A 21324-nucleotide genomic window follows, 5' to 3' on the forward strand; every position below is an offset into this window, starting at 1 on the left:
TACAATAATATAATGAATAATAAAACTTAAATTGCAATCATAATTCGGATTAATTGAATTTATCTAATATTTATCCCATATGCATCATACAATATGTAAAGGATATTTCCGCTTCAAATTGATTAAAAATATATATTCCTTTTACATTTATATGAAAATAATGTATTATCTTTTTGAGTAGAGCTTACTCTATATTCAATTCATCAACTAATTTTTATTAGCAATACAACAAGGGAGTGTTTTCTTTGAATAATAATTCGAACATTTTAGATTCTGAAAAAATCAGACGTGTACATTTTATAGGAATTGGCGGATCAAGTATGAGCGGTCTTGCCGAAATTCTTTTGGCAAAAGGCTATCAGGTATCAGGCTCCGACATCAAGTCTTCCCATGCAACTCAGAAACTTGAGAGCAAAGGTGCTGAAATATTTATCGGGCACAGTGCCGAAAACATAAACGCTCCGGACCTAACGGTTTATACTGTTGCTGTTAAAGATGATAATCCTGAAATGATACAGTCAAAAGAGCTGGGCATACCGGTCATAGACCGCGCCGAGCTTTTAGGACTCCTCATGAAAAAGCATTCCTTTGGAATAGCCGTTGCAGGTACTCACGGAAAAACTACAACAACCTCAATGATAACAACAATAATGTTGGAGGCAAATACAGACCCTACGGCACATATTGGAGGCGAACTGGATTGTATAGGCGGTAATACCCGCATAGGAGGTTCTGAATATTTTATAACCGAAGCATGTGAATATTATGGAAGTTTCCTTAAATTCCATCCTTTTATGGCAGTAGTTCTGAACATCGAAGTTGACCATGTGGATTATTTCCGTGACTTGGAGCATATTAAGTCTACCTTCGGAGAATTTGTTGCTCTTGTTCCCCGAAACGGGTATATTGTAGCCTGTGCTGATGATGAAAATACTCTTTCTGTTGTCAGCAAGAGAGACTGTAATATTATAACTTATGGTTTAAAAAACAAGGATGCAATGTGGACTGCAAAAGAAATAACATACAACAGCATGGGCTGTGCTTCCTTTGAAGTATATAAAGAGGGTACAAAAATGGGAGATGTCTCTTTGTCTGTTCCTGGCCCTCACAATGTAAGCAATTCTCTTGCCGCTATTGCAGCAGCACACACTTGCGGTTGCAGTATGGATAACATAGCTTATGGTCTTTCCAGATTCGGTGGAAGCCACAAGAGATTTGAATTGAAAGGCTTAGTGGACAATATTAAGGTTATTGATGATTATGCTCACCATCCGTCGGAGGTTCAGGCTACCCTAAATGCGGCCAAAAGCAGTGACCATAATAAAATATGGTGTGTTTTTCAACCCCACACTTATACAAGAACAAGAGCCTTTTTGGATAAATTTTCAGAATCCTTCGGAGAGGCTGATAATATAGTAATAACTGATATTTACGCTGCTCGTGAGAAAGACCCCGGAGATATACATTCAAAAATTCTTGCGGACAGGATTCGCGAGAATGGCGGTAATGCAGTTTATATAAGTGACTTTCAGGACATAGCCGAGTATCTGGATAAAAATGCACAATCGGGAGATCTAATTCTCACAATGGGTGCAGGCGATATCGTAAGGTGTGGTGAGATGTTCCTAAACTTAAGGGCGAACAAGTAATATGACTTAGCAAAACTAATTTTTATCTATCTTAACTTGTACTAAGAAGTATAAAATTGTATCAATGGAAGCTTGGTTAAAGATATTTGCAGATGTTTTTCGGCGAACACGGATATTTTACCGAAACACCTACAGGATGTAGGTGTTAGCGGAACCATGAATCATGGACGATGAATGTGAGCGACGGTAAAATATCCTAATGTGAGCCGCTGGAAACTCTTGCAAATATCTTGGAAGCAATCATTGATACAATTTTATACGGGAGTACCAGTGTTAAATCAGAAAATTTTTCTGTTTTACGACAGCCCCTTTTATTCTTTTAAAATTTACTTATGCTTTAGTCATTGCAAACTTGACTTCCCCTTCAGCTGCAACTTTGCCGTCTACACTTGCCTTAACCTTTGCCTTGGTAACTCCAAGCCTGCTCATTAGAATCTCTGCCTCAAGAGTAAGAACATCGCCTGGCATTACCTGATTCTTAAATTTCATACCATCAACGCCTGCAAGTACACCCAATTTACCCTTGTTTTCTTCCAAAACAGCTACAGCTATTCCGGCAGCCTGTGCCAAAGCTTCTACTATCAATACACCCGGCATTATCGGGTATTCCGGAAAATGTCCTTGAAAAAAAGGCTCGTTAATAGAAACATTCTTTACTGCAACTATCTTTTTTCCCGGTTCAAGTTCTATAACTTTATCCACCAGTAAAAAAGGGTATCTGTGGGGCAATAATTCTCTGACTTCTTTATTTGTAAGCATATAACCTCCAATTAACTTTTTAATACATATAATTATGACTAGGTAATATATTCGACTATATAAATAAAAAATCCTTTTAACCTATAAAATTTTACTACAGACCGTTTATTTATTTAATCTTTACCAGAAAACACCCTGCTACCGGTCTTTCAATACCTTTATAGGATGGTCTGTTTCGTAGGCTGCCATTAATTATCATCTGTGAAGAGGCTCCTCCATCCAGCATTGCCACATCCCTTACTCCCAATTTCACCAGATATTCGCCCATTTCTTTACCTGTCATTCCTTCACTGTAGCCCGGTTGACGTCCATCTGCAACCAACATTATTATTTTACCGTCAGTCTTGATGCCTATAACGGTTCTGGGGTCCCTATTACCCAGAGTTCCCGCCCACTTGTCACGTTCCGGAACTACTGTTTTTCCGTCTTTGACAAGCATACTTCCACACTCATACGCCTGATAGCGGTAGCCCAAATATGGCTCCATCCTAATATTTACTTTATCCCCTGCTTTTAAACCCATTTTTTCAGGTATTGACTCTTTTCCACCATAGAAGCTTATGACATTCATGCCTTTTCTTATGTTAACTTCTTTTGTACTCTCTACTAAGGTTGTTATTACATTATTATCAACTATTATTGTTGTATTTTTTATTTCAGCTCTGTTTGTACTTCCGAATTTGTCATTGTATAAAACAATGTCATTATTTTTGCCTATTCTGTTCATGTCATTTATTTTTATTTTATTACCTTTATGCTCAAGAGTAATATTTGAATAAAAGGTTTCAAATCTGGCACCTTTTTTATCTACAATGAGTACAGGACTCAGTCCCGTTGATGCTGTCAGCATCTGACCATCTATTGCAACCATACCCGTGGGCTCACCGAATTGATAGAAAAACCCTCCGTTAATTGCTGCATAAGCTTCGTTTCTTTTGCATATATCAGATAGTTTTTCAAAGCCGAAAATATTATCAAATGACAATGCCGGTTTGAATTCAACCCTCTCATCCCTTGGGTCAAACTCCAGCATATATATTTCCTGTTTATTTCCCTTGATAATTTCTGTTTTATGCTTGTATTGAACAGGTAAAGGCTGTACTGAGTTTAGTGACGTACCTGCAGAATTTTGGGTCTTATCAGTCTTTCCTTGAGTGTTGTCACTATTATTCCGAAAAAATAAAAATTGTCCTGCATAAATTAACATGAAGGACAATACTAAAATCAATCCAATATGTATAATCAGTTTCTGATTATTTTTTTTCATCAAATACTCCTCCGGTAACTGAGGCAGAGTCTTCCTTTTTGTACTTTTTAGACAACTGCTTGTACATCATATCACCTAAACCGATACCTCTTTGAGATGCAACCTCACAAAGCTGATCATCAAGCATTGATTTGTATATGTCAGACGCTGTATCGTTTCCCAGATAATCCGACTTTGGTACCGTAGCCTTCATCTGTTTAAAAAGCATGCTTATAAACAGGCTTTCAAACTGATGGCACACTTCTTTTAATTGGCTTTCATCGCCTTTTGCAGCAGCCTCTCTGAGTCGTTTTTCAAAATTGTCCTCAGTAACTTTTGAGCTGGTGCTTCTGGCAGTATCAAATGTATTTTTTGAATTAATGCTTCCTACATCCATAAAAATTCACCTGTCTTCTATCTTCTCAAATTATTTGCTATCTGAAGCATATCATCAGATGACTGTATAGCCTTTGAGCTGACTTCATATGCTCTCTGTGCAACTATAAGCTTTACCATTTCGTCAACAACCTGAACATTTGAGGATTCAAGAAAGCCCTGTTTCATGATGCTCTTTGCATTTTCATCTTCGCTGACCTGTAAAGGTTCTCCGGTAGCTGAATTGCTTGAGTAAAGATTGTTGCCTACTGCTTCTAAAGCATATTTATTAGGAAAAGTTACCATTCCTATAGTCTGATCCATAGGAACGCTAACGCCTTCTGCATTCTTATAGCTCATCTCTCCACGAGGAGATACTGAAAGCTCCGATGTTTTTACTTCAGGGTCGAATAATATTTCTCCACCCGAATTGTCCAGAACGGCATAGCCATCAGATGTAGTAAGCTTCTTCATACCGTCTTCTGTAATACTCAACTTAAAGGAACCATCTCTTGTGTACTTAACAGTTCCCTGTGGTCCCATTATAGTGAAGAAACCTTCTCCGTCTATGGCAAAATCAAGGGTTGAGCCAGTCTGTTCAGGAGTACCGTTTTCAAAATTTCTGATAGTAGAACTTACTACAGTTCCATGTCCCACCTGAAGATTTACAGGCTTTCCGCCACCATTTAAAACATATGCCCTGTCCATTGTCTGGTACAGGAGATCCTTAAATTCTGCTCTTTCCTTTTTATATCCGGTGGTATTAACGTTTGCAAGATTATTTGAAATAACATCTACATTGAACTGTTGAGCCTTCATTCCCGAGCCGGCTGTATATAACGCTCTCATCATAGCCTTAAATCCTCCAAATAAATTTTAAATATATGTTTATCGGAATGTATTATCTAACCAAACCTACCTCGTTGACTGCTTTATCCAAGGTTCCATCCTGAGCCTGCAAAACTTTTTGATTTGCCTCATAAGCTCTCATAACCGTAATCATATCAACCATTTCATCTATAATATTAACATTTGACAGCTCGTCATAACCCTGAATAACTGAACCTGTAAATTCAGCTACCTCTCCACCGTTATTCTGAACAAGGTTGTTTCCGAATTTTCTTAACTGAGTTGAATCAGCAAACTGAGCTATACGAAGAGTGTCAACAACAGCCCCGTTCTGCATGATGTTACCCTTGCTGTCAACTGTAAAATCCCCCTGTTTAAGAGTTATAGGCCCTTTTTTACCCAGTACGGCATACCCATCTCCCGTTACCAGCTGATTATTGGAATTAAGAGTAAATGAACCGTTTTTCGTATAGAACTCCTGCATTGTGTTATCCTGAGGATTTGTAACTCCTACAGTGAAAAACGCAGGACTTGCTTTATCACCGGTATTATCATCTTTTATTGCCAGGTCGTATCTGTCTCCGGTCTGCACAATCTGCCCCGGTGTGTAGTATGTATATACTTCGCCGACATCACTGCTGAGCTCCATTGAACCAACAACGGCTGACGGATTTGTGGGACTCTGTGTGTCGTTAATTCTCCTTGTCAATATTTCAGGAAAACTCTGGTAAACTACTGTATCTTTCTTGTATGCTGTAGTGTTGACGTTTGCCATATTGTTTGTGATAACGTCCAGTTTCTTTTGATTTGCCAGCATACTCCACGCAGAAGTATATAAACCTCTTATCATAAGATATCTCCTTATGTAAATTCATTACTTTATATATCGGCAATAATAATTATTTACTTTAGATTTTTTCTATACTAAATATATCCTAAATATCAAAAAGAGGGGTAAATATTTACCCCTCGATTACACTTTTTTTATCTTTTATAATTTGCCCTTTTTTCTGTAAGTGCACTGGCTTCAATTGCTTCTATATTGTCCAGAGCCTTGCCTGTTCCAAGAGCTACACAAGATATAGAATCATCTGCAATCAGCACATTTATACCTGTTTTATCCTGAAGCAGTTTATCCAGACCGTAAATAAGACTTCCCCCGCCTGTCATAACTATACCCCTGTCACTGATGTCAGCAGCAAGCTCAGGTGGTGTACGTTCCAGAACTGAATGTACAGCTTCAACAACACTTGAAATAGGTTCTTCCAACGCTTCCATCATCTCAGTTGAGGATATGGTGATAGTCTTTGGAAGTCCTGAAATAAGGTTTCTTCCCCTGATGTCCATCGTAACTTCCTGAACTCTTGGATAAACCGTGCCTATGTTAATTTTCAATTCTTCGGCAGTTCTTTCACCTATCATGATGTTATGCTTTTTACGCATATAACGAACAATGGCTTCGTCAAACTTGTCTCCGGCTATCTTTATGGAAGTACTCACAACTGTACCTCCCAATGATATTACTGCAATATCCGTAGTACCGCCACCCATGTCAACAACCATGCTGCCGCAAGCCTTTGCAATATCAATGCCTGCTCCGATTGCAGCTGCAATTGGCTCTTCTATCAAATAAGTCTTTCTTGCTCCCGCCTGCATGGATGCGTCTATTACGGCACGCTTTTCAACTTCAGTAACACCGCTGGGGACACAAACCATAATTCTTGGTTTGAAAAACTTTCTGTTGCCGGTAACTTTATTTATGAAATATTTAAGCATTCTCTCTGTTATGTCGTAGTCAGAAATTACACCTTCACGCAACGGCCTGATAGCTACTATGTTTCCCGGTGTTCTTCCCAGCATTCTTCTTGCCTCTTCGCCTACCGCAAGTAATTTATTTGTGTTCTTATCTATAGCTACAACGGATGGCTCTCTTAAAACTATTCCCTTGCCTTTAATGTATACAAGTACTGTGGCAGTACCCAAATCAATACCGATGTCCTGTCCAAATCCCAAACGAAACAACTCCTTGATTCCCTTAATTTGATAATTTAACAGAAATTATAAGCATTTATAAAGTACGTTTTAAATTTGTACATATTAAGTCAAAATTATCTATTATTTATATTATCATATTAATATAATTATGCAATATTTTTGTACTTTTTATAAGTTACAAAATGGTAAATATTTCTTTGATTATAAAGCTACCTTATCCAATATACCCTTTAGCTTTGCAATTGCTATTCCGTAATTGCATATACTTACCTCCTGAGCGTTGGCAGACTCTATACGGGAAAGTACATATTTTCGGTTAAACATACAGCAGCCACACTGAATAACCAGTGAGTATTTTGACAAATCCTTTGGAAAGTCTGCCCCACTGACAATATCAACCGTCAGACCCTCTCCGGCTTTTTGTCTGAGAAGCCTTGGAAGCTGTACCCGTCCGATATCCTCGCTGAGGGGTGCGTGTGTACAGGCTTCTGCAATCAAAACAGCCGATTTCTCAGTTAGTGCATCAATTGCTTCTGCACCTTTAATGTATGCAGAAACATCACCTTTGTATTCTGCAAATAACACGGAAAATGATGTCAACAAACTTTCCTCAGGTTTTTTTGCATATACCTTATCAAAGACCTGAGAATCGGTAATTATAAGCTTTGGCGGGTTTGCCAATGCCTTTAATGCACTGTCGAGCTTGTCGGTAGTAATACTCATAACCATACATTTTAAATCAAGTAAATCTCTGATTATCTGTACCTGCGGCAGAATAAGCCGTCCCTTCGGAGCCTGAATGTCCTGAGGCATAACCAGCAATACTAAATCTCCTTCGTTTACCAGATGTGCTGTTATGCTGCTTACCTCAAAATCTTCCGGTACGGCTCTTATAAGTTCTTCTCTGACTTTATCAAGTCCTGTTTTTTCCTTCGCACTGATAACTATTGGCATAAGCCCAAGGGTGTCCTCTACCTGCTTTTTAATATCATTGGTATTCTCAAGTATATCTGCTTTATTGATAACAGGAATAACGGGGATTTTACGCTTTTTAAGCTCATCAGTCCATTCCTTTTCCAACGAAAGCTCTGTCCCTGAAAAAAACACAATAGCTACATCTGTTTTTTCAATAGCTTTGCGGGTCTTTTCTATTCTTAATTCTCCCAGAGTACCCACATCGTCAAAACCTGCGGTATCAATAAACATAACAGGACCTATGGGATGCAGCTCCATTGCCTTGTATACGGGGTCTGTGGTCGTTCCGGCTATTTCAGATACCAGAGCAATGTCCTGTCCCGTTATTGCATTAATTAATGAAGATTTTCCACTGTTTCTTCTGCCGAACAGTGCTATGTGCAGTCTGTTTGCACCGGGTGTATTTGTAAGACTCATTTTTTATTCCTCCTAATCTAGAACCTGAAATCCCTCTTACCATCATGGAGCTCGCTTAAATGCTCTTTTACGATTCTTTTAACATCTTCGTTTTGCAGCAGTTCAACTTCTTCTTCTATCATTTTTTCACCTTTTGTTCTTGTATCTTCCGATGCATAGTCTTCCAGATATTCTTTTAGTGTCATAATTGCATTGGGATGACAAACGTGTGCGATTGCACCGCTTTTAACAAGTCTCATAAACCTGTCTCCTGTTCTGCCTTCACGGTAACATGCTGTACAGAAACTTGGAATATACCCCAGTGTCAAAAGCCAGTTAACTATTTCATCCATAGTTCTTGTATCGTTAACTTCAAACTGTGCTGAGTTCTCCGCTTCTTTTTCCACGTAACCGCCAACACTTGTTGATGAACCTCCGCTGATTTGTGAAACACCAAGTTTGAGACATTCCCCGCGGGTCTTTTCCGATTCTCTTGTTGACATGATTATCCCTGTGTAGGGTACTGCGATACGAAGTATTGCTACAATTTTTTCAAATATTGAGTCTGGTATTGCATTTGAATATTCCTTCAAATCCACGTCATCAGCCGGTCTAATACGGGGTACGCTGATTGTGTGAGGCCCGACTCCCATTGCATCCTCCAAATGCTTTGCGTGCATAAGAAGACCTACAAAATCGTATTTATAAAGGTTCAGGCCAAACAGTACACCAAGGCCTACATCATCAATTCCGCCTTCCATTGCTCTGTCCATGGCCTCAGTATGATAAGCATAATTGTGCTTTGGTCCCTTGGGATGCAGATACTCGTATGTGGGTTTATGGTAAGTTTCCTGAAATAATATATAGGTTCCTATTCCCGCATCCTTGAGCTTTCTGTAATTTCCAACGGTTGTAGCGGCTATATTCACATTTACTCGGCGTATTTCGCCGTTCTTATGCTTTATTCCATATATAGTTTTTATACTTTCCAATACATATTCTATAGGACAGTTTTCCGGGTCCTCTCCCGTTTCAAGGGCAAGTCGTTTGTGCCCCATATCCTGCAAAGCCATGACTTCTCTTACGATATCTTCCTGAGACAACTGCTTTCTTGCAATATGTTTGTTTGAGCCGTGGTAGGGACAATATCTGCACTCGTTTACACAATAGTTTGACAGATAGAGAGGTGCAAACATTACTATCCTGTTTCCATAAAACTTCCTTTTGATATGCTCCGCAAGCCCAGACACTTTTACTTTAACTTCATCCAGCTCACATTCCAGTAATACTGCCGCTTCCCTGTAGCTTAACCCTTTGTACTCAGCTGCCTTCTGAAGAATATCTTCGATAAGCGGCATATTTTCCTTATTCCTGCGTGCATACTCCAAGGTTTCTAAAATTTCCTCATCATTAATAAAGTCTTCTGCATTTTTTGATTTACTGTTATACATATTTTAATTCCTCCACAAAAACAGATTTTTAATCTGACATTACGAGGATGTTATAAGTGGATTTATATTTTCGAGTAAACGGTCTTTGTATTGACTCCCCTCAACATTCCCAACTTCCCTGAAAGGGAGCTGATAACATCGTTCGGGGCATCAACAACCACGCTTATAATGGAGACACCCTTTTCACGGTATGGAATACCCATTCTTCCCACAATATATTTCCCGAATTCATGCAGTATCAGGTTTATCTTTTCTGCTGACGTTATATCATCAACTATTATTCCTATCAGAGCAATCCTTGTCTCCATTTGGCTGCCTCCCTTATAAATAAAATAAACCCCGGATGCTTTTACAGGCACGGGGTTTTCCTACTCCACCTTATAGCACCGTCTTACCACTCGGGACTGACCCTCGTGCATTCAGAACGATTATTTCAAATAAATCTCTTTGCTCTTAGCATTAAAACTTCGAGTTCAGATACTTTGATAATATTTTAACATAATCACACAGTACCTTCAAGTTAATAATTACCCACCTTTTAAGATAAATATTGCAAAACCTGTCCGTCACTACTAAAATATATGTAACTCACAAATTATGGAGGATGCTATATGAATTGGTTCAGAAAATTTATGATTGGAAGGTACGGACCTGATCATTTGTCCGCCGGACTTCTTTTTTTATCATTGCTTATTTCATTAATAGGTATGTTTGTACCGATTAACTGGTTTGGTTATCTGGCTTATATTCCGCTGCTTCTGAGTCTTTACAGATTGTTTTCTAAGAATATTTATAAAAGAAGAGCGGAAAACAGCAAGTTCTTGAAGCTCTGGAATCCAATTGCGGGATGGTTCTTTAAAAGAAAAAACCGTTTAAAGGAATCTAAAACTCACAAGTACTTCAAATGCCCTCAATGCAAGCAAGAGGTACGTGTTCCCAAGGGTAAAGGCAAAATTCAGATAACCTGTCCAAAATGTAAGACAGAGTTCATACGAAAATCCTGACTATATTATTCCCGTATAAAATTATATCAATGGCTGCTTCTAAGCTTCCATTGATATAATTTATACAAAACTAATTTTGCAACAACCCATCCTTTTTCTTTTTATGACGCTTACAGTAAGGAAGATATTTTGAATTTTCGTTATGGTATTTTAAGCACTCGGCACAGTTTCCATGACGTACACATGATTTCTTTTTGCAATTGCATTTTTCTAATCCGTTTTCAAGAACCATCCCCACAATCTCCTGCCTTCCCTTAATTAAGGTATTTTTTATAAGGTAAGTATCCTGCTTCATCCGGCAAATGTCAACTGATAGAGTGGCTTTTGAAGATTATAGCTAAAATAACGTGCCTAAAAAAATAAATAAATAATTTACTACTCTTTTAGTAATTGAATATTTTTTTCATTCATAACATGAGACCTCCTTATTACAGCTTTATAACTATATTTTCCCCATCTTGCGTCCGAAAAGCTTTTGTAATCCATTATATATCGGAGCTGACTGTTTAGCCATCAGCGGGCCGGTAATTGCCAAAATAAGCACATATAGCACTGCAAAGGATTGGATGACCGGCAGAAGTCCTCCTGCCTTGCCCATATTCGCCATTATAATTGAGAATTCACCTCTTGATACCAGCGTAAGACCGATGTTTGCTCTGGCTTTTCCGTTTATCCCAGCCGTACGCCCGGCTATTATACCGGAAACCAAATTGCCGATAATTGTAAGTACCGCCGCTATAACTGCCATCCAAACTGCACCGCCCAGAGACAAAGGGTCAATTGTTAGTCCGAAGCTGAAGAAAAATACAGCTCCGAAAAATTCCTTAAAGGGAAGAATATTATGCTCTATTCTTTTTGCATGTACAGACTCTGCAAACACCAGTCCCACCAACAAGGCACCTATAGCTTCGGCAACGTGCAAAGATTCTGAAAAACCTGCCACCAGAAACAAAAACGCCATTACTATCAGCAGGAACAACTCTGTAGACGGAATATCCAGAAGTTTGTCAAGATATTTAATGACTCTCTTACCCACAAAAAGCATAAACATTATAAAAACTATGGCTGTGGCTGCGGTGAAAATAATTCCCCAGACAGACTTGGAACCGCTCAAAAGTAACCCTGATAATATAGATATATGTATGGCAATGAACAAATCATCAAACATAATCATTCCCATAATTATTTCTGTTTCCTTATTAGCTGTTCTTTTAAGGTCCATCAGCACCTTCGCAACAATTGCTGTTGAGGAACTGGTCATAATTCCGCAAATAACCAGAGTTTCCTTTATTGGAAGTCCTCCAATCCAGCCCATAATCAAACCCGTAGAAAAGTTGATTAAGATATAGAATAACCCACCCGTCAATATTGATTTCCCGGATTTAACAAACCTTGATACAGAAAACTCCATGCCCAAGCTGAAAAGAAGGAAAAGAATACCCAAACGTCCCATAAACTCAATGAACTGTGAGCTTTCAATAAACCTAAGATCAAGTATGCCATAATGCGGTGCATGTGGGCCTACAGCCATCCCAATCAAGATATAAAAAGGGATAACTGAAAAGCGCAGCTTTTTTGATATCAACCCCATCGCTGCTATTAATGCAACCGCCAAACCAATTTCAAAAATTAAATTGTGCATTATAACCTCCCCTCTCTGATATAGTTTTTGAATACTTTCAAATTTTTTCTTTCTCCCATGACAATTAACGTGGAATCAGCAGTAACCTGATAGTCCGGCCCGGGATTTATATTCTTATCACTGTTTTTTTCAATCACTGCCAGTATGGTAATTCCGGTCAACTTGCGTATATTCATTTGTGCAATGGTCTTCCCGACACATGCAAAACCTGCTTCAACCTTATACCACTCAATAACCAATCCACCTAATACTACCTCTATGTTGTCCAATGACTTGGGGCTATACGCCATACCCCCAATAATACCTGCCAACAGCCTTGCTTCTGCATCCTCCATACTTACCATTGATGCACTGTCATCTTCTCCATTATAAAAATGGTACAACTCTCTGCGGCCATCGTCGTGAATAATAACCACAATCTTATCTCCGCCGTTGACTTCCATTTCAAATTTCTTTCCAATTCCCGGCAAATCTAACTCTCTGATTATCACAAGTATTCCCTCCAAAATTCTCGTTCTTTTTATATACTCCTTACAAAAACCCATTCTAAGGCGAAAGTCTGTCTACGATTCAATATACGTATATTCTCCTGTCCTGAATTTACTATGCAATCTGATTCTAATAAACACTCTGATTCTTTTATTTTCGGTGATGCTGCTTTTAAAATTACTTATACACCTCTCTTTTTTTAGAATTTCATCTTAAAATTGCGACAGAATTTATTATGGGTAGCCCTAAAAAGCTATGTAACTCTAAATTGAATCGTATGGCTGTGTATATTAATAGTCCTGTCGTTTAATACTATTCTGCCTGTCCTCTCACATCATTGTCAGAGAGAAGCAGCCCCAGCCCATATATTTTTTTGCGGAACTATATATCCGTATATTTAGTTGTAATATTAATCCAATACCTTAGATAAAACTTTAGTAAAAATTTGATAATCAAATGGTAATTCAAATGCTAATCAACCATTTTTTTAACAGATAAGAATCAGATGGTATTCATCGTACTCTCATTTTAGCTTATTTAAGCACAATTTTCAATACTTTGTTTGAAATTTTTTATTTAATACTTATTATCGATGATTATCTCAGTAAATCATGTGTTATATCTATAAATCATTTTTGACATTTCAAATAATTGGTGAAACACTTTTTTACACATACATAAATCATACATTTATGTAAACAAATTGCATTATTACCATTATACAAAATCTATACCCAAAATGATTATAATTGAACCATTATAACTCAAATCCTCAACGCTTCCTTATTATTTGACTAAATTTCACAGCTATCATTCATAAGCCCTTCCCAAGAGGCATATATATACACTGTAGACGATGCCATACAGCTTTTTAGCGAGTTTTACTTGCTTAAAGGATAATATATCTACGCTGCAATAAATAATGCCTTATCAAAAGGGGGGTATATGGTTGAAGGAGTACATAGAAGAGCGGGTTTTGGAACTCGCAAATTATATCATCGACAAAAGGACAACAGTACGATACGCCGCTAAAAAGTTTGGAATAAGCAAGAGTACCGTCCACAAGGACGTAACCGAACGGTTGGAAAAAATAAATCCTGTACTGATGAATGAAGTGAGAATAATACTCGAGGAAAATAAGGCAGAAAGGCATATACGAGGTGGCGAAGCAACAAAGGCAAAATATCAGGCGAAATAAATTTACATAGAGAAGCCAAAATTAACGATAAAAGCCGGCTGTTTTAAGCATCCGGCTTTTACCATTAATTGATACTTTATCCTTTTAAAAAATACATTCAAAAAGACATTCTAAAGGAATATAAATATTTTTCTTGTAAAAGCTTAAATAGCACAATTTATTACAAATCTGATACACATTCATATACAATTAATATTATAATCTTAATTGTAAAAATAGATTTTATTTTGTAAAGAGGTGATAGCTGACGTAGAAGATTGTCCAAGGAATTTATATGCATTTTTTATTGGACATACTAATTTTTCAAGGCTATTGATATCTTTCTCAATAGCTGCATTCTCAATTGGTATATATGAAAATTTATGGAAAAAGTTAAGGGGATTACAATGAGAGGGGTAAAAAGAAGGTTCAACGTTAAAAAAAGGAAAAGAAGACTGGCAATTGCTGGAATACTGATTTTTTGTATTGCAACAATTTGGCTCTTAGCTACCCGCCAGACAGAGCAAAATAAAATCCTTACATCAGGCAGAGCCGAGAATAAGCCAAGTGCGGTGCAAACCGAAACATCGGCATCCTCGGAAAAAAAGGAAATTGCAACATCTACCTCACCGACACAAAAAGATATTGCAAAATCTACTGTAGCAGGGACAAGCAATACTAAAAAAACTGTACCAATAACCAAAAAAGGGAATGCGCAATCTGCGAGCAGCAGTCCGGCAACTTCAAAAGATACACATCCCCAAAACAATAAGCCGCAGCCAAAAAATACTAATTATTCGCAGGTTTTTAAAAAGGATATTTTTATAGGAGACTCTATCACCGAAGGAATGTCCGACTTTGATTTTCTGGAAGAGGACAATGTATGTGCAAAGCTTGGTCTAAATCTGAATACAATCGATCAACAGATTGAAAAAGCCCAAATAATGAAGCCTGAAAGAATATTTCTTTTAGTTGGTTCGAATGACATAGAAGATGACGGTACAACACCGGAAGCATTCAAGAAAAAATATGCTGATGTTATCCGAAAAATTAAGAAATCTATTCCTGGGGTAAAAATCTATGTACAATCAATACTTCCTGTTTTACCGCAGGTCACTCAAAAACACCCTATCGTCAACAATGACAGAGTAGGAAAATTTAATTCTGCTATTCAGGCGATGGCCAAAGAGGAAAACATAAGCTATATAAACATAGCTTCGTTGGTAAATGATTCAAGTAAAAAGTTATATGAACCTGACGGACAACATTTCAAGTCCCAATTTTACAACTTATGGCTTGATTATCTGGAGTTAAATACAAAATAAAATTTAGGAGAGATAAACAAAAATGACAAAAAGGTTTTCAGTAATTATTGCATTGATGGTTGCTTTTATGGTATTTACCGGCTGTTCCGGAAAGAGCGGTACAAATATAAATTTAAATGATGTACATGAAAACATTAAAAAGGTTGCAAATGTAACCGACATGAGAATTGAAGACGGCAGCAAGCTTAAAAAGCTATATGGCATTGATGAAGCAAAGCTTGACGGTTTTTATCTTTACAGAGCAGGCTCAAATGTAAAAGCCGATGAAATACTGATTTTAAAGGTTAAAGATAAAAACGACATGGAAGATATTAAAAGCAATATTAACAAAAGGATAGAGAAGCAGGAAGCAAGCTTTAAGGATTATCTTCCAAAGGAATATGATTTGATAAAAAATAACGTTATAAAAACAAAAGATAATTTTTTACTTTTTGCAGTTTCACAGGATGCGGACAAAATCAGCTCAGCATTTGATGAAAGTGTAAAGTAGGTCTTGGGGGTATAGAACTTGGTATTCAGTAGTCTTTTATTTATATTTATTTTTTTGCCGGTTACTCTGGCATTATATTACTTGTTCCCCAAGAGGGTCAGAAACATTGTAATTTTGGTTACAAGCCTTATATTTTATGCATGGGGTGAGCCTGTATATATTGTAATAATGCTTTTTTCTACAGTATTTGATTACGTTAATGGCAGACTTATACAAAAAAATATAAACAACAATAATAATAAAGCTGCAAAGGCTGTACTTATTTTCTCAATAGCTGTAAATTTAGGCTTGTTGTGTTTTTTTAAGTATTACGGATTTATAATCAACAACATAAATGAACTTTTTAATTTGAGTATTCATGTTAAATCCATACCTCTGCCTCTGGGTATATCCTTTTATACTTTTCAAACCATGTCTTACGTAATAGATGTGTATAAAAGGGTTGTTCCCGCACAGAAGAATTTCATTAATTTTGCCACTTATATATCTATGTTTCCTCAACTACTGGCAGGGCCAATTGTTAAGTACAGGGACGTAGAAAAAGAAATAACAGACCGAAGGGAAAGTCTGCAGCTTTTCAGTGAAGGAATAGAACTTTTCATAAAGGGACTGTTTAAAAAGGTCTTTATTGCAAATAACATAGGGGCAATCTGGAGTGTAATTAAAGTATTGCCCCTAGACCAGCTCTCTGTTGTTTCGGCATGGGTAGGGATAATAGCCTTTACTTTTCAGATATATTTTGATTTCAGCGGCTATTCCGATATGGCCAGAGGCCTTGCAAGAATGTTCGGGTTTAAATTACCTCTGAACTTCGACCATCCCTATGCTTCAAAGAGTATAACAGAGTTCTGGAGAAGATGGCATATGACCCTTGGCAGCTGGTTCAGGGAATATGTGTATATTCCTTTGGGCGGCAACAGAACCACCAGATACAAGCATTACAGGAATATATTCATCGTATGGTTTCTAACAGGTCTGTGGCATGGCGCAAACTGGAATTTTGTGTTATGGGGATTATACTACGGTATCTTTGTAACCTTGGAAAAAATGTTTCTGTTAAAGTGGCTTGAGAAACTGCCGGGGATATTAAGAAACATTTATTCACTTCTGATAGTAATAGTTGGTTGGGTATTATTCGAATTTGAAAGTGTATCGGGTATTCTCAACTTTTTAGGAGTAATGTTTGGAGTTAATGCATGCCGGTTTATAGATACAACGGCAGTATATTACATGTATACCAACGCCGTTCTATTTGTAATTATGCTTCTATGCTCTACACCAATACCTTCAAAAGTGTTGGAGACTGTAAGATTCAAGTCTGAAAAAATTAAAATAGCTGCCTTTTTTGCCTTATACATTGCGATGATGTTTATTTGCACTTCTTATTTGGTGAATCAGAGTTATAACCCATTTTTGTATTTCAGGTTTTAAGAAGGAGGAAAACATCTGGCTATGAAAAAATATTATACTGCAATTACAGCTATATTTTTAGTATTTATCGGAATAATGATGGTTATATGTCTTCTATCTCCTGCTAAAACCTTTTCTGATGAAGAAAACAGAACACTTCAAACAATGCCCAAATTTTCAGTTGAAAAACTTAAAAGCGGTGAATTCACAAAGCAGTTTGAGAATTATATTGCTGATCAGTTTCCAAAAAGAAATTTCTTTGTTGGGGTAAAATCAAGAAGTGAACTGTTGTTGGGTAAAAAAGAGAACAACAATGTTTACAGGGGAAAAGACGGGTATCTGATGCAAAAGTTTGTAGGGGATGACCTAAAAGCTACCGAGAAGAAAATGGAGTACATAAATAACTTTTTAAAGGATATCTCCGTTTCAAATAAATACTTTATGCTTGTCCCAACTTCTGTAGAAATAAATAGGGACAAGCTGCCTTATGCAGCCCCTGCTCAAAGTCAGTTAACCTATATAAATGAAGTTGAAAGTTGTTTAAACAGCGATGTAAAATTCATAGATGTTTATAGCACGCTTTATTCCAAAAAAAATGAGTATATTTACTATAAAACGGATCACCATTGGACAACTGACGGAGCATACTATGCTTACCAGAAGTTTTGTCAGGTTGCAGGAATCAAAAGCAGAAGCAAAAGTGAATTTAACATAAAAACCGTTACAAAGGATTTCTACGGTACTTCTTATTCCAAGAGCGGCTTCAAAGATGTAAAACCGGATTCCATCAATATTTATGAGCCCCTTGATACTAAAGAAAGCTGCCACGTGGAATACTCTGACAATAAATCAGGCTCTGATACTCTTTATTCAATGGACAGCCTGAAGCAAAAAGATAAATATGGAGTATTTCTTGGAGGAAATCATTCTCTTGTAAAAATAAAAACGTGGTCAAAGAATAACAAAAAAATAGTAGTAATAAGAGATTCCTATGCAAACTGCTTTGTACCGTTTCTGGCTTCAGCCTACAGCGAGATTTATTTGGTAGATATGAGATATTATGATGATAGTGTATCCCGTCTGATATCAGCAAACAAAATAGATGATATTCTGTTTTTATACAATGCAAGTACCTTTGCTGAAGATGATTCCATACAGTTTATTGAATGATAAAAAGCTTTTATATATTTATATAACCGGATTACGGGATTATTCCTGTATCCGGTTATTTTGCATTAACCTGAAGTTTATATATTACTTATAAGTTCGTCAGTATTAAATGCACCTTTAAATATTTTTATAATTTCTTCGGCAAGAACATCTGCTGACTTGTCAGGCTCATTATACAGCCAATACATCAGCAGTTGACTATAACCTGCAACATAGAATCTTGTCTGAGTTATGTAAAATGAATCTCTGCTGGCTTCATCCTCACCCACGGTTTTATTCAATATAATTGTAAACCAGTCAAAAATAAGCTTTTGAAAGAAATTATTAAAGGATTGCTGCTTATCGTCCTTAAAAGCATTTTTAAAGAATTTACGGTTTTCCTCAAAGTATCGCAGTATTCTGGGGACCTGGTTAATCGATTGCTGTATCAGTGATTCTCCCGCATCAGCATCAAATTCAATTACAAGCATCTGTGTAACTATCTGGTACAGTAAATCATACTTATCGTTAAAGTGATTATAAAAGGAATGCCGGTTTACTTCCGCTATATCAGTGATATTTTGTATCCTGATTTTATCAAATGGCATTATTGTCATTAAATACTGAAATGCTTCAATTATTGCAGTTCTGGTTCTGGTTTTTTTGTGTTGATATTTCACTATAACACTCCTTTGTTATTTTTTGGACAAACTTTAAATTCTGTCCATTTAAAAATAGTATACTAATTGGTAATATAATTCTCAATAGTAAATTATTTCCAATAAAGGAGTGATAGGTATGTCACATGTATTATTTATTAATGTATTTGGACACGGACACATAAACCCCACCATCAGTGTAGTCAGTGAATTGGTGGATAGAGGCGAGAAAGTTACATATATAGCAGGAGAAGAATTTAAGGACAAAGTCGAAAGTGCAGGCGCAAGATTTATTGGATATAAGAATTTTGACGAACTCGGCTTTAACAACGGCGATATCAGTCCGGCGGAAATTCAGCCTCAGTTAATGGAAATAACTCGTGTTTATGTGGAAATTATTGAGGTTATTTTCAGCATTAAGGACAAATTTGACTATGTCATATATGATTCCTTGTTTTTTGTGGGAGCGGAAATAGCACGAATATTAAAAATCCCTTCCATCAGCTCAAATTCTACTTTTGCAGTAAATGATAAAACAAATTATCTGTCAACGTTTTTTACCAGATTCGGGCCAGTTATAAAAGAACTTCTCAACAATCCTGACTTTCAGGGAACTATCCACTTTTTAAGGGAAAAATATGGGGTAAATGTACCTAATATATTAGACATGCACAAAATGAAAAGCGACCTTAACCTGGTTTATACCTCAAGATATTTCCAAATAAATAGTGAGGGTTTTGATGACACCTATAAATTTATCGGACCTTCAATATCTGACAGACAAGAAATTCTTGAGCCTGAACTGATAAGTAAAGAAAAAAGTAAAATCATCTACATTTCTCTGGGCACTATTTTTAACAAATCTGTGGAATTTTATGAAAGCTGTTTTGAAGCTTTCATAGGCATGGATGCAAAAATTATTATGTCTGTTGGCATGAACATAGATATCGACAGCTTTAAAGATATTCCTGACAACTTTATAATCAGGAATTATGTACCGCAATTGGAGATTTTAAAGCATGCGGATCTCTTTATAACTCACGGCGGAATGAATAGTACAAATGAAGGCTTGTATTACTCCGTACCGCTGATAGTTGTACCTCATTTTTTTGACCAACCGGTTGTGGCATACAGGGTTGCCGAACTGGGTGCAGGCATAGTAATTGAAAAAGCTAAAGTTTCTCCTGCGCTTTTAAAAGCTTCCGTTACCAAGATTTTTTCAGACAATGCCTACAAAGAAAACAGTGAAAAAGTAGGTAAGTCACTTAGAGAATCAGGAGGGTACAAGAAAGGAGTTGATTATATTATTAACTTAAAGGACAGCAAAGAGGCAGCAGGTGAGCTTATTTACAGTTAACTTTTAAATTATAGGAGGTCTGTTATGAAGAAAAAAGTAATTTCGTCACTGCTTTGTTCAGCACTGATATTTGCAAACGTTTTGGGTACAAATGCTTATGCTTTTGAAACTAAAGTTGACCCGGGAATTCAATCTTATACCAACACCATAAAGACAACTGCAAGTGAAGCGGAGTCAATTTATAAGGAAATTATTGATACATTGAGCTTTCAGACATACATAGAAAAAAACTGGGACAAATTATCTGTGGAAAAAGACATGGATTTGTACAATTCAACGGAAAAATCCGTTGGGAAACCGGGAGATATACTCATTACAGTCTTTGATAAAACTAACACTGATATTAATGCAATCACTATGGGTTCTCTTACAACACATTCAGCATTTGTAGATTCTGACCCTACAAAAGTTCTGGAACTTTTTCAGGATGGCATAGGCAACCGTGATAATGACTGGAGAACAAGATACAAAAAAATTCTTGTAGTACGTCCAAAGGTTGATGCAAAAATTATTGCAGACGCCATTGCATACGGACATACCAGGGTTGGTACTCCCTTTAGCTACTTCACTAATATGTTCCAAAAAACAAAGACAGATAAATACTATTGCTCACAGTATGTTTGGGATTGTTATATGAAAAGCGGAGTTGATTTGGATGGAAATGGCGGAAAAGCTGTTTTCCCCTACGATTTCCTGAGAAGCGATAAAGTATCAATTGTTTATAAGCAGGGCTAATCCATTAAATTAAGTTAAATGGGCTGTTGTTTAACCTGTACTCCCGTATAAATTGTATCAATGATTGCTTCCAAGATATTTGCACGAGTTTCTAGCGGCTCATCATAGGATATTTTACCGTCGCTCACATTCATCGTCCATGATTCATTGTTTCGCTAACACCTACATCGTGTAGGTGTTCCGGTAAAATAT

General features: G+C 36.9%; 22 protein-coding genes. 9 read left to right on the forward strand and 13 right to left on the reverse strand.

Translation table 11 applies throughout. The features are described from left to right. Positions 1-245: 245 nt before the first annotated feature. On the forward strand, positions 246-1649 hold the full coding sequence (gene murC / locus P0092_RS20475) for a UDP-N-acetylmuramate--L-alanine ligase (protein ID WP_004618554.1): 1404 nt from the start codon (positions 246-248) through the stop codon (positions 1647-1649). A gap of 330 nt (positions 1650-1979) precedes the next feature. Here the strand turns inward: murC and fabZ are convergent, their stop codons facing one another. The 9 genes from fabZ to P0092_RS20520 form a co-directional block, all read right to left on the reverse strand. Then, a complete protein-coding gene (fabZ, locus tag P0092_RS20480; RefSeq protein ID WP_004618553.1) occupies positions 1980-2408 on the reverse strand; it encodes a 3-hydroxyacyl-ACP dehydratase FabZ in 429 nt (142 codons plus the stop codon). Positions 2409-2517: 109 nt separating this feature from the next. Then, positions 2518-3675 (reverse strand): phosphodiester glycosidase family protein, encoded by a 1158-nt coding sequence (locus P0092_RS20485; RefSeq protein WP_004618552.1) that lies wholly within the window; start codon positions 3673-3675, stop codon positions 2518-2520. Beyond that, complete coding sequence (locus P0092_RS20490; protein ID WP_004618551.1) at positions 3662-4051, reverse strand: rod-binding protein; 390 nt, start codon at positions 4049-4051, stop codon at positions 3662-3664. The genes P0092_RS20485 and P0092_RS20490 overlap by 14 nt, the downstream gene beginning before the upstream one ends. Before the next feature lie 17 nt (positions 4052-4068). Continuing rightward, positions 4069-4881 carry a flagellar hook-basal body protein gene (locus tag P0092_RS20495; protein ID WP_004618550.1) on the reverse strand — a complete coding sequence of 271 codons (813 nt, stop codon included), beginning with the start codon at positions 4879-4881 and terminating at the stop codon, positions 4069-4071. Positions 4882-4930: 49 nt separating this feature from the next. Continuing rightward, positions 4931-5728 (reverse strand): flagellar hook-basal body protein, encoded by a 798-nt coding sequence (locus tag P0092_RS20500; RefSeq protein ID WP_004618549.1) that lies wholly within the window; start codon positions 5726-5728, stop codon positions 4931-4933. A 134-nt stretch (positions 5729-5862) separates the two neighbouring features. Further along, the gene (gene mreB / locus P0092_RS20505) at positions 5863-6891 is read right to left on the reverse strand and encodes a rod shape-determining protein (RefSeq protein WP_004618548.1); all 1029 of its coding nucleotides are present in this window, start codon (positions 6889-6891) and stop codon (positions 5863-5865) included. A 183-nt stretch (positions 6892-7074) separates the two neighbouring features. Further along, complete coding sequence (gene hydF / locus P0092_RS20510) at positions 7075-8265, reverse strand: [FeFe] hydrogenase H-cluster maturation GTPase HydF (RefSeq protein WP_004618547.1); 1191 nt, start codon at positions 8263-8265, stop codon at positions 7075-7077. 17 nt (positions 8266-8282) lie between these two features. Beyond that, positions 8283-9695, reverse strand: coding sequence for a [FeFe] hydrogenase H-cluster radical SAM maturase HydG (hydG, locus tag P0092_RS20515; protein ID WP_004618546.1), 1413 nt, complete (start codon positions 9693-9695; stop codon positions 8283-8285). Between the two features lie 62 nt (positions 9696-9757). Next, entirely contained in the window at positions 9758-10003 is a 246-nt protein-coding gene (locus tag P0092_RS20520; RefSeq protein ID WP_004618545.1) for a TM1266 family iron-only hydrogenase system putative regulator, read from the reverse strand. Positions 10004-10306: 303 nt separating this feature from the next. Between P0092_RS20520 and P0092_RS20525 the strand changes: the two genes are divergently transcribed. Beyond that, positions 10307-10699 (forward strand): hypothetical protein, encoded by a 393-nt coding sequence (locus tag P0092_RS20525; RefSeq protein ID WP_004618544.1) that lies wholly within the window; start codon positions 10307-10309, stop codon positions 10697-10699. A 70-nt stretch (positions 10700-10769) separates the two neighbouring features. On the opposite strand, the gene P0092_RS20530 is transcribed toward P0092_RS20525, so the two are convergent. From P0092_RS20530 to P0092_RS20540, 3 genes are all read right to left on the reverse strand, one after another. Continuing rightward, the gene (locus P0092_RS20530; protein WP_276187012.1) at positions 10770-10994 is read right to left on the reverse strand and encodes a hypothetical protein; all 225 of its coding nucleotides are present in this window, start codon (positions 10992-10994) and stop codon (positions 10770-10772) included. 147 nt (positions 10995-11141) lie between these two features. Continuing rightward, positions 11142-12341, reverse strand: coding sequence for a cation:proton antiporter (locus P0092_RS20535; protein ID WP_004618542.1), 1200 nt, complete (start codon positions 12339-12341; stop codon positions 11142-11144). After that, on the reverse strand, positions 12341-12832 hold the full coding sequence (locus P0092_RS20540) for a cation:proton antiporter regulatory subunit (protein ID WP_004618539.1): 492 nt from the start codon (positions 12830-12832) through the stop codon (positions 12341-12343). The genes P0092_RS20535 and P0092_RS20540 overlap by 1 nt, the downstream gene beginning before the upstream one ends. A 947-nt stretch (positions 12833-13779) precedes the next feature. Here P0092_RS20540 and spoIIID point away from each other — a divergent pair. From spoIIID to P0092_RS20565, 5 genes are all read left to right on the forward strand, one after another. After that, entirely contained in the window at positions 13780-14028 is a 249-nt protein-coding gene (gene spoIIID / locus P0092_RS20545; protein WP_004618537.1) for a sporulation transcriptional regulator SpoIIID, read from the forward strand. A gap of 386 nt (positions 14029-14414) precedes the next feature. Then, complete coding sequence (locus P0092_RS20550) at positions 14415-15332, forward strand: GDSL-type esterase/lipase family protein (RefSeq protein WP_004618534.1); 918 nt, start codon at positions 14415-14417, stop codon at positions 15330-15332. A 22-nt stretch (positions 15333-15354) separates the two neighbouring features. Beyond that, positions 15355-15822, forward strand: coding sequence for a DUF4358 domain-containing protein (locus P0092_RS20555; protein ID WP_004618531.1), 468 nt, complete (start codon positions 15355-15357; stop codon positions 15820-15822). Between the two features lie 18 nt (positions 15823-15840). Further along, positions 15841-17253, forward strand: coding sequence for an MBOAT family O-acyltransferase (locus P0092_RS20560; protein WP_004618529.1), 1413 nt, complete (start codon positions 15841-15843; stop codon positions 17251-17253). Positions 17254-17274: 21 nt separating this feature from the next. Then, positions 17275-18402 (forward strand): DHHW family protein, encoded by a 1128-nt coding sequence (locus tag P0092_RS20565; protein WP_004618527.1) that lies wholly within the window; start codon positions 17275-17277, stop codon positions 18400-18402. Positions 18403-18479: 77 nt separating this feature from the next. On the opposite strand, the gene P0092_RS20570 is transcribed toward P0092_RS20565, so the two are convergent. Further along, a complete protein-coding gene (locus P0092_RS20570; protein ID WP_004618525.1) occupies positions 18480-19061 on the reverse strand; it encodes a TetR/AcrR family transcriptional regulator C-terminal domain-containing protein in 582 nt (193 codons plus the stop codon). Positions 19062-19179: 118 nt separating this feature from the next. Between P0092_RS20570 and P0092_RS20575 the strand changes: the two genes are divergently transcribed. Next, on the forward strand, positions 19180-20397 hold the full coding sequence (locus tag P0092_RS20575) for a macrolide family glycosyltransferase (RefSeq protein WP_004618523.1): 1218 nt from the start codon (positions 19180-19182) through the stop codon (positions 20395-20397). Positions 20398-20421: 24 nt separating this feature from the next. Further along, positions 20422-21132, forward strand: coding sequence for a YiiX/YebB-like N1pC/P60 family cysteine hydrolase (locus P0092_RS20580; RefSeq protein ID WP_004618522.1), 711 nt, complete (start codon positions 20422-20424; stop codon positions 21130-21132). Positions 21133-21324: the final 192 nt, after the last annotated feature.

The organism is Ruminiclostridium papyrosolvens DSM 2782, from assembly GCF_029318685.1.
GTDB lineage: Bacteria > Bacillota > Clostridia > Acetivibrionales > DSM-1351 > Ruminiclostridium > Ruminiclostridium papyrosolvens.

Coding starts and splice junctions, on each gene's coding strand:
- fabZ (WP_004618553.1), bottom strand. CDS start 2,408: ATGCTTACAAATAAAGAAGTCAGAGAATTATTGCCCCACAGATACCCT.
- P0092_RS20485 (WP_004618552.1), bottom strand. CDS start 3,675: ATGAAAAAAAATAATCAGAAACTGATTATACATATTGGATTGATTTTA.
- P0092_RS20490 (WP_004618551.1), bottom strand. CDS start 4,051: ATGGATGTAGGAAGCATTAATTCAAAAAATACATTTGATACTGCCAGA.
- P0092_RS20495 (WP_004618550.1), bottom strand. CDS start 4,881: ATGATGAGAGCGTTATATACAGCCGGCTCGGGAATGAAGGCTCAACAG.
- P0092_RS20500 (WP_004618549.1), bottom strand. CDS start 5,728: ATGATAAGAGGTTTATATACTTCTGCGTGGAGTATGCTGGCAAATCAA.
- hydF (WP_004618547.1), bottom strand. CDS start 8,265: ATGAGTCTTACAAATACACCCGGTGCAAACAGACTGCACATAGCACTG.
- hydG (WP_004618546.1), bottom strand. CDS start 9,695: ATGTATAACAGTAAATCAAAAAATGCAGAAGACTTTATTAATGATGAG.
- P0092_RS20520 (WP_004618545.1), bottom strand. CDS start 10,003: ATGGAGACAAGGATTGCTCTGATAGGAATAATAGTTGATGATATAACG.
- P0092_RS20525 (WP_004618544.1), top strand. CDS start 10,307: ATGAATTGGTTCAGAAAATTTATGATTGGAAGGTACGGACCTGATCAT.
- P0092_RS20530 (WP_276187012.1), bottom strand. CDS start 10,994: ATGAAGCAGGATACTTACCTTATAAAAAATACCTTAATTAAGGGAAGG.
- P0092_RS20535 (WP_004618542.1), bottom strand. CDS start 12,341: ATGCACAATTTAATTTTTGAAATTGGTTTGGCGGTTGCATTAATAGCA.
- P0092_RS20550 (WP_004618534.1), top strand. CDS start 14,415: ATGAGAGGGGTAAAAAGAAGGTTCAACGTTAAAAAAAGGAAAAGAAGA.
- P0092_RS20555 (WP_004618531.1), top strand. CDS start 15,355: ATGACAAAAAGGTTTTCAGTAATTATTGCATTGATGGTTGCTTTTATG.
- P0092_RS20565 (WP_004618527.1), top strand. CDS start 17,275: ATGAAAAAATATTATACTGCAATTACAGCTATATTTTTAGTATTTATC.
- P0092_RS20575 (WP_004618523.1), top strand. CDS start 19,180: ATGTCACATGTATTATTTATTAATGTATTTGGACACGGACACATAAAC.
- P0092_RS20580 (WP_004618522.1), top strand. CDS start 20,422: ATGAAGAAAAAAGTAATTTCGTCACTGCTTTGTTCAGCACTGATATTT.